The sequence below is a fragment of the Alteromonas halophila genome (genome assembly GCF_014651815.1).
Taxonomy (GTDB): Bacteria; Pseudomonadota; Gammaproteobacteria; order Enterobacterales; family Alteromonadaceae; genus Alteromonas; species Alteromonas halophila.
This window is the reverse complement of record NZ_BMXP01000009.1, coordinates 142,479-155,364: the sequence shown is the minus strand read 5'-3', so window position 1 is coordinate 155,364 and position 12,886 is coordinate 142,479. Positions and strand designations below refer to the sequence as shown.

The following is a 12,886-nucleotide window of genomic DNA, read 5'->3' as shown; positions in this document are numbered from 1 at the left end:
TAAGACGTTGATAGGCAGGATGTGGAAGCGTTGTAAGGCGTTAAGCTAACCTGTACTAATTGCCCGAGAGGCTTAACCATACAACACCCAAAAAGCTTTGGATGTTGTAAGACAAGCTAAGAAATACGTACGTAGAGTAGTGACGTTACTCGATAGATTGGATATCAGACTTTCCCGATTGTTACCAGTTTTTTGTCTGGCGGCCATAGCGACGTGGCACACACCGCCAGACTCCTAATATGAAAACGAAAAGGCCACCCAAACGGGTGGTCTTTTTCGTTTTAGAACTGAAAGTTTGCGCGCTACGCCCGCATAGCGAACCCTAACCCATCATGAATATTTAAACGGCTCGGACTGCACAGGCTCAGGTGGAACAACCCATCCCTGGTGCACCGACCAGTCTCGCCATCCATGGCGAGCCGTTCAGTCGGCTGCGTTATGCCACAGGCATAACGGTCCTCCTTCACGCCCATGTGAGAGTAGCACATCCGCCATGTCTCGCTGCGAAGCAGTCTTATTTCAAGAGAAAGGGCTATCCATTTGGGTGGCCCTTTTCTCGTTTCTGGAAGCACAAAAATCAAGATGCTCATAGAAGCTTTCGGATAGTTCTCGTTGTGAAGCAATTTCCCTCAGTAAGCACTGACGTGCTACTCCCGCATAGCGAAACCTAACCCATCGGACGTTGAATCCATGTATTCGGACACATCCATGTGGCGCAGTGCCAGGGCGTACGTCCTGTACGCCCGTTCGTTCCTTTTGAGGTGACGTTAAGTCACCTCAAATTTGCTTTGCAAACCGGAGCCTCACCCATCCCCGGTGTACCGACCAGTCTCGCCATCCATGGCGAGCCGTTCAGTCGGCTGCGTTATGCCACTGGCATAACGGTCCTCCTTCACCCGAGTGCGGGCCCAAGCCCCATGTGAGTACTCTCTTCGGGTTTAGTTATGTATAAAAGTGAATCGAAGAAAGACGCCATCCTGGAAAGCGCGCAGCGCTTATCCGGGACCTCCTTCGCAGGATTGTGTAGTGGAAAAGAGGAACAGATCCACAATAAGAGCGAATTAAACTGCGCTCCTGCAAATCTCAGCTATAGACGCCAATACTACAAAGACGTCATCCCAATTAATGAGTAACACTTACCCAGGATCTCAGTGATGAGAGCGTAGAGCTTTCTTCGTTTAATAGCGATTAGAGAAGTTATTAACCGTAAAGAAGCGATTGATGGAGTCGCAATCTAATGAGAACCCGGCGGACTGCATCATCTGAATTGCACTTTCTATGTCGTTGAAAAACTCATGTTCAATATTGGCCGCACTATAAGCGCTTTTCAGCTGATGGCGAATAGTATTTTCTATATCAGAGTCTTTAATTACAATCGCGAGTACAGACAAGCCCAGTTGCAGGCGTATCTTGGATTGCTCTAAAAAGTAGGAATACACGGAGGGTTGCATCAACGGTTCGCCATACAGACAACTAAGCTGACACCAGGGCTTGGTGAGGTCCAGGCTGCGGATAATGGCGCCCATTTCCCGAGTGCCACGTCTCAGCGTTTCGTCGTTCCAGGGGCCACGTGCCGCGAACGTTACAACCTGACCAAAGACGCCTGCTTCGTAGAGACCGTGTTCAGTGCCGGGCCGGCTACGCAAAGAAAATATCGAATTCATCAGCAAACTGCAAAGTGCAATTATTCTTTGACTATAGTGCCTCATGAAAAACTTAACCATTAATCGAAGGTTAAATTATTCTAAAGTCGTAGTGTGGTGTGATATTAAAAAGCCCGCAATGAAGCGGGCTTTCAACTTGTTAAAGAGCTTGTCACGTCGGTGACTTACTCCTCTTCGTTGTATTCACTGACGTTAGTTTGCAGGGTAGTGCGTTTGTAGGTATCAAACTCAACTTTAGTGATTAAATCATCATTGTCTCTGTCCATCTGATTAAATTTTGCATCTTCAGACAATTCAGCCACTTCTGCTTCCGTCAGTTTGCCATCTTCGTTCGTATCAATTTCATCGAAATCAGTGTTGGCGATCGCGGCGGTGTCACCTTCTACTTCCACTTCAACATTTTTCTCAATGTTGATGCTCTTTTCATCGCCAGCCATGTTCTGTTGCTCAGTCTTCACTGTCATGGTCGACTCTTTCTCAACTTCTGCATCGTTATCGTCCAGGGCAAGTTCATCAGTGTCGACATCAACGTTTTTCTCTACGTCGATACGCTTACTCACTGATTTCATATTGTCGCCTTCGGTCTTCACCGTCATTGATGATGATTTCTCGACCTTGGCTTCATCCGCCATAACGATATCGTCCTTGCCGGCAGCAGAAACTGTCTTGGGATCAACTTCCTGCACCCCATTATCTTTGGCCTGTACTGATGCCACGACATCACCGGTAAAGTGCGAAGGATTATTAGATACATGCGTATTAAACTCCTTCACCGATAATTTGCCATTTTCATCCATATTCATGGTGTCAAAGTGTTTTGCAATGGCAGTATTTGTTGCTTCATCCCGTGAGACGTAACCGTCATTGTTTTTATCAAGGTCAGAAAATGACATCGCAATTTTATGACTGTGGTCTCCTGCCATCACGCCGGCAGAAAGTGCACTACTGATTAATGTAACAAGCGTTAACTTTTTCATAGATAATCCTCAGTTCGTGCCTCCATCAAATGCTTCAAGCGGAGGAGTTAATGTCACTGACAGTCATACATTCTACGTGCCATAAGTTAAAACATAATAAAAACATATGGATATAACCTTAACTAGGTTTTGATGGTTTTACAGGTATGTTAAAAATTTATGCCTGATTGAAAAAGCTACGCAACTCACCGGTATTCCTGATGTGAACAATTGATCAGTAATTCGTCGAGCTGTCGGGGCGTTAATCCTCTTAACCTGAAAAATAGTGTGTTGATGGTTTTAAACTTTTTGAAATGTGTTTGCGACTTATAGTTAACACATTATTAAAAGACGTGAGCGGATCACATGGATATTACGCGCGCCGCGATAAAAAACGCTTCGGGTGTCTCAATTGTTATTACTATTGTGATGGCGCTCGGCTTCTATTGTTTACTGTCATTGCCAATTCAGCTCTTTCCCGATATTGAGCGCCCAACCATTTCCATTCAGACTAACTGGCGAGCGGCGTCCCCACAGGAAATCGAATCTGAGATTCTGGAACCACAGGAAGAAGTTTTAGAGGGTATTCCCGGCCTGCACAGCATGAATGCGTGGGCTAATCAGGGAAATGCCTGGATTAATCTGGAGTTCGGCTTAGAAACCGACATGCAGAAAACAATTATTGATGTCATTAGTCGAATGAACCGGGTGCCGCCCCTGCCAAGGGACGCCTTGTCTCCCAATATCATGATGGGCGGCTGGGGCGGCGGTGCCCCCGCACTTACCTATTTCTTTCTGCAGCGCCTACCCGGGAACCCTAATCCGATAAACAGTTACGTAACCTATTTTGAGGATGAACTACGTCCGGAAATAGAATCCATTCCTGGCGTAGCGCGTGCGCGAATGGAGAGTGGCGTGGGTGGCGCGGAAGAGTTTCAAATCGTCTTTGACCCTTACCGGGCGGCAGAATTAGGAATCGATATCACGAATATTGCTAATATGCTTGGTAGCGCGAATGATGTATCTGGTGGCTTTGTGGATGTCGGGCGTCGTCGATACACGCTGCGCTTTGAAGGGAAATATGAGCCACAGGCCATGGGCGACATGATCCTGGAATGGCGAAATGGTAGCCCGGTTTATCTGTCTGATATCGCGGATATACGCATACAGCGTGCGGATGGCAATAATTACAGTGTGCAAAATGGCAATCAGGCGATTTCTATTCGCATCGACCGTCAGAACAGCGCCAACGTGCTGGCCACGCTGGAAGCGGTAAAAGCAAGGGTCGGAGAGTTAAATCAAAATTTACTGGCCGGTGAAAATCTTACCATGGTGCAGTCGTTTGACGCGTCCGTATTCATATACCGGGCAGTTAACCTTGTTACCAGTAACCTGTTTATTGGTGTCATGCTGGCGATTGGGATCCTGTGGCTGTTTATGCGGCAATTCCGGGCAACCCTGATTGTCGCGCTGGCAATCCCCATCTCTTTGCTCAGCACCTTTGTTGTGCTCAAACTTACCGGCCGTACCCTGAATATTATCTCACTTGCCGGCCTTGCTTTCGCAGTAGGCATGGTGCTGGATGCGGCAATTGTGGTGCTGGAAAATATTGTGCGTAAACGAAAGCACATAAAAGACCCACAGGAAGCCAGCTATGTCGCCACAAAAGAAGTATTCGGGGCACTAATGGCATCAACAGCAACCACGGTGGCCATTTTTATCCCGGTGATGTTTCTCAGCGATGTAGAAGGCCAGCTATTTGCTGATTTAGCGCTGACCATTGCGATAGCAGTAACGTTTTCACTGATCGTGGCGGTGACGGTACTGCCTGTGGTTGCGGTGCGCTGGCTCAGCAAAGAGATGCCTGACGACAAACTGGCCGGACTCTGGCAGCGCATAGCCAGTACCATTATGCGGCTTTCTGCCACGCCCAAGCGCCGCGCGGTGATGATCCTGGTACTCATGAGTGTGCCTGTAGTCGGTACATGGTCGTTAATGCCAAAGCTGGACTACCTTCCACCGGTGAAACGTGATGCAGTCGACGCATTCTTTAACTTTCCGGCTGGTGCCAGTGACGCATTTATTAAGGATGATGTCATGAGTAAAGTGGTCGAGAGACTCGATCCGTATATGCAGGGAGAAAAGACACCGGCACTTAAAAATTACTACATCATTACCTGGGGAAATGGCGGCACCCTTGGCGTACGTGCACAGGATCAGAGCAAAGTAAAAGAGCTGGAAACCCTGGTTCGCGATGAAATATTAAAAGATTTGCCCGATACCGAGACCTTTGCAATGCAGGGGAATCTGTTTGGTGGCTTCGGAAATGGCCGTTCCATTAATGTCAATCTGCAGGCTACGGATCAGGATGGACTGGTCGCTGCTGCCGGTATCGGTTTAACGCTACTAAAAGAGCGCTTTCCTAATGCCAATGTCAGAGCGAACCCAAGCCTCGAGCAGGCTGAGCCAGAGCTCCAGTTTCATCCGCGTGACGGCAGGATCATGGAGTTGGGCTACCAGCGCTCGCAGGTAGCAAGCCTGGTTCGCTCGCTGGGTGACGGGATGTATGTGGGGGAGTACTTCGATGGTGTAAAACGCCTTAATATAATTTTCCGTTCAACACCCTGGTCGACGCCGGAAATGCTGGAAGCCACGCCGGTTGTTGCACCTAACGGTGAGCTGGTGCGCCTGAGTGAACTGGTTTCTGTCGAACGGGCTGTTGGCCCATCCCGCATTCAGCGGGTTGAAGGAAAGCGTACACTCACGCTTAACTTCAATCCGCCGGAAGGGATGACGCTGGAAGAAGCCATGAGTATTCTTAAATCCGATATTGAGCCTGAACTCATGGCCGCAATGCCGGTTGGCGGCAGTATTCAGTATGGCGGCAGCGCTGATAGTCTGAAGCAGGCCATCTCTACTATGAGCCAGAATTTCCTGCTGGCGATGGGGTTGTTGGTGGTGCTGATGGCCGGGCTGTTTCGATCGCTCAAAGACAGTATTCTGGTTGTACTATCGATTCCGCTCGCGACGGTAGGTGGTGTGGTCGCTATTCAGTTGCTTAATCTGGTCACATTCCAGCCAATGGACCTGCTCACCATGATCGGGTTTATTATTCTGCTTGGTCTGGTGGTCAATAATGCTATTTTACTGGTGCATCAGACTCGCAACGGCGAGCGAGAAGGCTTATCACGTATCGATGCCGTTCATCAGGCAGTCCTGCTGCGACTGCGCCCTATCTTTATGAGTACACTGACATCAATTTTTGGCATGCTGCCGCTGCTTTTGTTACCAGGAGCGGGAAGCGTTATTTATCGCGGGCTGGCGGCCGTCATTGTTGGTGGAATGGCGGTAAGTACGCTGTTTACGCTATTGCTCCTGCCTACTTTATTGCAACTGAATATTCGACTGCCCTGGCGTCAGCAGCATGAAGAGAGCGATGCTGTTTCCGGCACTCTGGTCATTGCCAAACAAACACGACACACAGACAAAGTATAAAGGAACCACCAATGAACGTAGCCACTCTTAACCGCCACGCCGTGATACTGCTGTGTATGGCGATGACGTTAGCGCCGTCTGTTTATGCACAGGAGCAGCAAGCCGGGCCGCCGCCAGCACTTGTTGAGGTCGATGATGTCAGGCATGAAGTTATTTCAGAACAAATTTGGGTGCCCGGTACCGTCATCAGCCGGGCCGATGCAGAGCTGGCTGCAGAAGTAGAAGGCAGAATCACCTGGCTGGCGGATGTCGGCGATATCGTTGCTAAGGGCGAGGTGCTGGCCGCTATTGACGATACCCGGTTAAAGCTCAGCCTTAAACAGGAAGAGGCGGTAATTGCACGCTGGTCGGCCAGTGTCTCTATGCTGAGCAAGCGGGTAACACGGTTTGAATCCATGGTCTCGAACAATAATCTGTCTCAGAATGACATGGAAGCAACGACTGCTGAGCTTGAAATAGCCCGTCAGGAGCTGGCGCAGGCTGAGGCCAGAAAAGCACTGGTTGAATATCAGGTAAACCGCAGCGAGGTTAGGGCGCCGTTTAACGCAGTGGTGGTTTCCCGGCTGCAGTCTGAAGGTGAGTATATTCAGGTAGGTCAGACATTACTGCAGGTTGTCGATCCTAACCGTGTGGATGTGACCGTCAGAGCGCCGCTTAGTGTCATTCCTTATATTGAGAGTGGCATGAAAGTCGCGATCAGCGATGAGCGGCGCACCAGGGAAGAGGCAATTCGCGCCATAGTCCCTGTGGGTAACGCACGTTCACGCATGATGGAAATTCGGGTAGGACTTAACCCTGGAGATTTCGCGATCGGTGGCGCGGTACGGGTCGCGTTGCCAAATAGTGAAAGTCATCAGGGGGTAACGGTGCCAAGAGATGCATTGGTATTACGCAAGTCAGGGGCCTTTGTTTACCAGGTGGATGAGAATAATGAAGCCCGCCAGGTTGCGGTGACTACGGGGATTGGGATGGGCGACCGGATCGAAGTCTTTGGTGACATTGCCAGGGAATCACCGGTGATAACACGTGGCGCAGAACGGTTGACCGCGGGACAGAAAGTACGCTTCAGTGACGAGCAATCGTCGCTGACAGCGCGCACCCCATGAGTGACCGCCACTCGTGTAGGCACCCGTTAAGCCCGATTAGAACAATGTCATCTGATCATTGGTAAGTGTTGTAAAATCCAGACCAATCAAAGGCAGGATACTCTCGGCAATCGGCTTTATCTGCTTGTCTATGTAGTCATCATAGTCGAGCGGCGCAGTAACATACTCAGTGGGCTGTGGTCCCTGTGTGGTCAGCACATAGTGGATTTTGGCTGAAGGGGTGTAGCGTGCAGGCTGTCCATTGTCTGCACGCCATTGTTCGGCAATACGTGCAGCGCGGACATGGGGAGGCTGCGACTTAGTGTAGTGCTCAAGCGGTTTTCGCAATCGTTTGGCGTACACCAGATCCTGATCCCTGTGCCCCTCACGAATTTGTACAATATAGTCCTTGATTAGCGCATCCACGGGTTGCCCGGCAAATACGGCGCTGTACAAGGCATACTGAAAGTCTTTCGCCAGTCGGGTCCAGTCAGAGCGGACACTTTCCAGGCCTTTGAAAATCATCTCCTGTTTGCCGTTTTTCTGCGTCAGTCCTGCGTAGCGCTTTTTGCTGCCCATTGATGAGCCACGGATAGTGGGCATAAAAAACGTGTCAAAGTGCGTTTCAAACTCAATTTCCAGGTAGCAGGGCAGAGAAAAGTCCTGTCTGAGCGTTTGGTGCCAGCGCTGATTGATAGTGCGTTCAAGCTGTTCGCCCAGAGCCAGGGCATGCGCCCGGTCTTTAGCATCGGCGATATGAACAAAGGTGGAGTCTGTATCGCCGTAAATAACATCAAACCCCAGCTCCCTGATCCAGTCAGCAGTGGTCTGCATGATCTGATGGCCACGCAGTGTAATTGAGCTTGCCAGGCGAGGGTCGTAAAACGGGCAGCCACCGCTGCCAAGCACGCCATAAAATGAGTTCATTAAAATTTTTATCGCCTGTGAGCGCGGGCCATCACCAGCACGCTTGGCCTCATCACGCTGGCGCCACAGGGTAGCGATGATGTCAGGCAGAAAATGTTTATCGCGGGAAAAACAGGCGCCTTTAAAGCCCTCTACGGCATTATGTGGCGATAACAGGCCTTCTGCCAATCCCATTGGATCAATACAGAACGTGCGAATAATCGACGGGTAGAGGCTTTTGAAATCAAGCACCAGAACATGCTGGTAAAGCCCGGGTTTAGAGTCCATTACGTAGCCACCAGGACTTGCCAGCCCGCCGTCTTCAGGACGCACATTACTGATGTAACCTGCGCGATGTAAGCGCGGCAGATACACATTAAGAAACGCCGCAACACTGCCGCCAGGACGACCGGGCTCGAGGCCGGTCAGAGTGCTACGCAGCACCAGGAAGTCGAGTAGCCTGGTGTGCGCAACAATGTCATTAACCAAAGTGCAGTCCTGATAATTATACTTTGCCAGCTCCAGAGGTGCTTCAAAGTACTGACGCTTAATTGTTTCCAGCGGATTGTCCTCGTGGATCAGCTTCCCTTTTCCCAGCAATTCGGTCGCCACATGCTGAAGTGAAAAACTGTCAAACTGGTAAGTCATGGTTTTTAGCGATTCGATGCCATCAACGATACAGCGACCAGGGACATCCACAATTACCTGACCACTGTCCAATTCTCTGACCGACATTGTATGACCATGCCGGCCAAGCTTAAGTTGCTGATGCAACCTCGCAGCCCGCCTGCCAAGTAATGCCAGGTCGAACTGTTTGACATTCCAGCCCAGGATCACATCCGGATCGGCAGCGTCAATCTGACGCTCAAGCTCTCGAAGCAGGCTGTTTTCATCCTTACAGACAATCAGTTCGAAGGGCAGTGGCTGAGTCGGCGTGGGTATGCCAGCAGGAGGCGCAATCATCATTACCACGGCTGCATTATCTCCAGCTAAAGCAATACTGAACAGGTTTTCATGTTCGTCGCATTCAATATCCAGTGTAAGGCTGGACAGGGTAGGCAAGTAGTGCGCGGGCCTGACTTTTACCTGTTGATGAATACAGCGGGGGGCCGTGGCTGTTGGAATAAATGCCAGAGAGCCGTAAATGAAGCGCTCCATCAAATAACGGTCAGACAGTTTGATATCGGCCTCAAACAGTGTGATTTCCTCATTTCTGGCAATACGACGAAGGGTATTATGCTGCGACTCAGAGAAGGTTTTAAGTACGCAAACCGGCTGCTGGTCGAGCTTTTTGAATGGCTGTTCAGATGTTTCGACTGCAAGCCCTGCCCGGCGACAGGCACGTAATAGCGACAGTTTGTCGGTGATCTGCACAAAGCAACTGAATGTTTGCGCACTGGTATGCAGACACGCAGGTCCCTCATCGGTCGCCAGCCACAACTCAACCACTGGGCGTTGATTAACCACAATGGCGCGCCGGCTTAAGATGAAGCCTTCAATGCGCGGCGCTTTTGGCGTTATTGTCGACGGGGCTGAAGAATATGACATAGTGACAGTAACGCGATATCAGGGCGCACAAACCAGTCTGTCTCTGCCTTCAGATTTCGCCTGGTAAAGCGCCTCGTCAGCCTGTGCCATCAATACCTTGGCTGACTGGTTATCTGACAACATCGTCACGCCAGCGGAAACCGATACATTGAGTTCAGGTTTGTCTATGGTAAAAGGAATATCACGGCATGCCACAGAGAATCGCTTGAGCAGCGTCTGCGCTTCACTAAGATCGGTATGCGGGAAGAAAAACAGAAACTCTTCGCCGCCTATCCGGCCCAGCATATCGGTGCGTCGAAATGTATTTCTGGCCAGCTCACCAAACGCTTTTAACACTGCGTCGCCCGTCTGATGACCATGCTCATCATTAATTTTCTTAAAGTAGTCGAGATCCAGCAGAGCCAGAGTGAGCGGTGTGTCATGACGCTGAGCAAGTTGTAGATGGTGTTCGAATTGCGCCAGCACCTTACGCCGTGTCATTAATCCGGTGAGCTCATCTTCATTGGCCAGTCGTTCCAGGCGCTCCTGATGACGTTTGCCGCCGATGTATAAGAATGCCAGTAGCAGACAAATAATCAGCAACAGAACGACAACCGCAAAAATATAACGTTGCAGTTTCTGTTCATTTAACAACAGTGCTTGCTGACGCAGGTTTTGTTCGCGTAACAGGGCGTTTTGTGCCTCTTGTTGTTCAACTTCGAAACGGGTTTTCAGTTCCAGTAGCCGTTGCGAGTTCTGCTCTTGGTTCAGCCTATTTTTAAGCGCGGTATTGATCAGCATAAGCTGATAGGCCTTTTCAAATTCGTCCATAGTGGCAAAGAGCTGCGCCTTGCGTTCGTTAATGGCAATTTTTGACGGTAAAAACGCCTCTCCTTCTGCCAGCGCCTGTGCCTCGTCAAGCAGTGTCAGGCTATAGGCAAACTGACTCTGCTGACTGGCAATGGCATTGAGCGAAAGCAATACATTGATTTGCATAAAGCGGTTGTCAGCGTCTTCAAAAATGGTCAGCGCGTCAGTTAAAAATGCTTCTGCGCTACTTAGCTTTCCTTCATCAATTAACTGCTGTGCCATCACCTGATAACTGTAAGCCGCACCTTGCAGATCACCGATTTCAAGTGCAAGCTCGGCAGAGCGTTTTAGTTGTGCCAGACCGGTATCGCGATTACCCAGGTCAAGATTGGCTTTGCCCAGACCAAAAATGGTATTGGCAAGCTCCAGTTTTATGTCGTTTGCCTGGTAGTAGTCGTAGGCTTCCTGAAAGTAGGGCAACGCTAATTCGGGCTCATGCCGATATTCGTAGACCAGCGCAATCATGCTGGCAAAATCGCCAGGCTGCAGCAAGGTGTCGTTTGACTGCGAGAGTGTATAGCCCTGCTGAAACGTAGCAAGGGCGTCGTCGGTAGCACTCAGTGTGAGACTTAGGTACCCGTCGACGCTCATGGCGTAGCTCAGCAACTCTTTGGCATTATGTTCCTCTGCCCAGTTACGTGCTGACAGCGCCAGCATTTTACCCTCTCCAGGTTTGCCACTGTTATCCAGTGCCTCAGCTTTAGCAACCGCGAGATTATGATAAAGCCATGGGTGGAGGCTCTCGGTGACCAGTGCAAGCCCCTTATCGGCCCGGTCGAGGCCTTTGTGGGGCAACACCAGCGCCGAGTAAGCGCGGCTAAGGATGGCATAATACGCAGCCCGGTACGTGGTGCGTTGCTCTTGGAGAAGCTCAGCCTGTACGGCGTTAATGACATCCTGAGGCTCATCCCGAATATCTTTCAGAAACCGCTGGGCTGAAGGAGGCCAGGCATTTAGCGTCGATTCGTCAGCGAATACTACACCCTTAAACAGACTGATACAGACAAGGCCTGCTGTTAACCATCGCGTCATCATTTTATATTTACTCATGTTAAACCCACGCAGACGGCACTGAGTGCTGATCGACAGTCGGAACCAAACATACAAGAGCGTTCCTTCAGGGTTGTATCTGATTTACGCTTATGGCCAGCGGCAGGCTCACCGTTAAGACAGGTTCACCACGCTGTGCAGCCAGGCTACAGAAAGATTGGGTATAAGTGTATCAAATAGCTATCTATCAGACATAAACGTTTGAGTTTTCAGCGAGTGCAGCGTAAAAAAAGTACATATTCGTGCGATTGCAGAAACGTCATGTTATGAAGTTTGAATCTTTCACCGTTCCTCAGCCTGGTTGCGTCACGCAGGTCGCAGAGGGAATTTTCTGGCTTCGTATGCCACTGCCTTTTGCGTTGGATCATATCAACCTGTACCTGCTGGAAGACGAGCAGGGGTGGTATATCGTAGATTGCGGGCTGGCCACGTCCGAGACCCGTCAGCACTGGCAGTCGGTGTTGAGCACGCTGGACAAGCCAGTGCTGGGTGTCATCGCAACCCATATGCACCCGGATCATATTGGCTTAGCCGGCTGGCTGACCGAGCAGCATCAGGTTCCGCTATATATGTCTCAGACAGAGTATTTCGCCGCCCGGGCCCTGTTTGCCGGCCGGGCAGGTGCGTCTGCGTGGCGCGATGAACAGTATTTCGTGCGCTGTGGCCTGGCAACTGACGCTGTCACAAAAGCGGTGGGCGATGGCAAGGGCTTCAGCAGAATTGTCTCGCCGTTGCCGGTGGCGTATGAACGCCTGACGGAAGGACAGGTGCTGACCATCAACAATAATCGCTGGACGGTGATGATAGGGCGTGGGCATTCGCCGGAGCATGTTTGCCTGTATTGTCAGGAACGTCATATCCTGGTGGCTGGCGATCATATTTTACCTTCAATAACACCCAATATTGGGGTTTACAGTACCGAGCCTGACGGCAATCCGCTGGCCGACTACCTCGATACACTGCTACCGTTTATGGAGTTGCCCAGCGATACGCTGGTATTGCCTGCGCATAACCAGCCCTTTACCGGAGTACGTGCTCGGGTTCAGGCCCTGCGCGGGCATCACCAGCAGCAACTTAAAACACTTTACGACGTATGCAGAATACCCATGCGGGTGACAGATTGCCTGCCCGCGCTGTTTAACCGACAGCTCGACAGTCACCTGCTGCATTTTGCAATTGCAGAGTGCCTGTCACACCTTAACTATCTGTGTGCAGAGGGCCAGCTGGTTCGCACGCTTTCTGAGGAGGGGGTCTATATCTATTGCCAGTCGCCAGCCAGTGAAACTGAGCAGAATGACAGTGTGTTATCTTTTGACATGGTCAACGGGTAAAC

7 protein-coding genes and 1 rRNA gene are annotated in these 12,886 nt (G+C 50.4%); 4 read left to right on the top strand and 4 right to left on the bottom strand.

Annotation, left to right across the window (positions count from 1 at the left end):
• Nucleotides 1-80 (top strand): 23S ribosomal RNA (locus IE054_RS15155); the annotation flags it as partial.
• 1,098 nt (nucleotides 81-1,178) lie between these two features.
• Here the strand turns inward: IE054_RS15155 and IE054_RS15150 are convergent.
• Nucleotides 1,179-1,664 carry a hypothetical protein gene (locus IE054_RS15150; protein ID WP_189407895.1) on the bottom strand — a complete coding sequence of 162 codons (486 nt, stop codon included), beginning with the start codon at nucleotides 1,662-1,664 and terminating at the stop codon, nucleotides 1,179-1,181.
• A 164-nt stretch (nucleotides 1,665-1,828) separates the two neighbouring features.
• A complete protein-coding gene (locus IE054_RS15145) occupies nucleotides 1,829-2,641 on the bottom strand; it encodes an EF-hand domain-containing protein (RefSeq protein WP_189407894.1) in 813 nt (270 codons plus the stop codon).
• A 345-nt stretch (nucleotides 2,642-2,986) separates the two neighbouring features.
• Here IE054_RS15145 and IE054_RS15140 point away from each other — a divergent pair, with 345 nt between their 5' ends.
• Together IE054_RS15140 and IE054_RS15135 are read left to right on the top strand one after the other, a co-directional pair.
• On the top strand, nucleotides 2,987-6,115 hold the full coding sequence (locus tag IE054_RS15140) for an efflux RND transporter permease subunit (RefSeq protein ID WP_189407892.1): 3,129 nt from the start codon (nucleotides 2,987-2,989) through the stop codon (nucleotides 6,113-6,115).
• Between the two features lie 11 nt (nucleotides 6,116-6,126).
• Nucleotides 6,127-7,221, top strand: coding sequence for an efflux RND transporter periplasmic adaptor subunit (locus tag IE054_RS15135; RefSeq protein ID WP_189407891.1), 1,095 nt, complete (start codon nucleotides 6,127-6,129; stop codon nucleotides 7,219-7,221).
• Nucleotides 7,222-7,257: 36 nt separating this feature from the next.
• Here IE054_RS15135 and IE054_RS15130 read toward each other — a convergent pair whose 3' ends face one another.
• Nucleotides 7,258-9,654, bottom strand: coding sequence for a DNA polymerase II (locus tag IE054_RS15130; RefSeq protein ID WP_189407890.1), 2,397 nt, complete (start codon nucleotides 9,652-9,654; stop codon nucleotides 7,258-7,260).
• An 18-nt stretch (nucleotides 9,655-9,672) separates the two neighbouring features.
• A complete protein-coding gene (locus tag IE054_RS15125; protein ID WP_189407888.1) occupies nucleotides 9,673-11,553 on the bottom strand; it encodes a sensor domain-containing diguanylate cyclase in 1,881 nt (626 codons plus the stop codon).
• Nucleotides 11,554-11,819: 266 nt separating this feature from the next.
• Here IE054_RS15125 and IE054_RS15120 point away from each other — a divergent pair, with 266 nt between their 5' ends.
• On the top strand, nucleotides 11,820-12,884 hold the full coding sequence (locus IE054_RS15120; protein ID WP_189407887.1) for an MBL fold metallo-hydrolase: 1,065 nt from the start codon (nucleotides 11,820-11,822) through the stop codon (nucleotides 12,882-12,884).
• Nucleotides 12,885-12,886: the final 2 nt, after the last annotated feature.

Excerpts from the sequence above, each read along its gene's own strand:
- IE054_RS15150 (WP_189407895.1), bottom strand. The coding sequence starts at position 1,664 with ATGAATTCGATATTTTCTTTGCGTAGCCGGCCCGGCACTGAACACGGT.
- IE054_RS15145 (WP_189407894.1), bottom strand. The coding sequence starts at position 2,641 with ATGAAAAAGTTAACGCTTGTTACATTAATCAGTAGTGCACTTTCTGCC.
- IE054_RS15140 (WP_189407892.1), top strand. The coding sequence starts at position 2,987 with ATGGATATTACGCGCGCCGCGATAAAAAACGCTTCGGGTGTCTCAATT.
- IE054_RS15135 (WP_189407891.1), top strand. The coding sequence starts at position 6,127 with ATGAACGTAGCCACTCTTAACCGCCACGCCGTGATACTGCTGTGTATG.
- IE054_RS15130 (WP_189407890.1), bottom strand. The coding sequence starts at position 9,654 with ATGTCATATTCTTCAGCCCCGTCGACAATAACGCCAAAAGCGCCGCGC.
- IE054_RS15125 (WP_189407888.1), bottom strand. The coding sequence starts at position 11,553 with ATGAGTAAATATAAAATGATGACGCGATGGTTAACAGCAGGCCTTGTC.
- IE054_RS15120 (WP_189407887.1), top strand. The coding sequence starts at position 11,820 with ATGAAGTTTGAATCTTTCACCGTTCCTCAGCCTGGTTGCGTCACGCAG.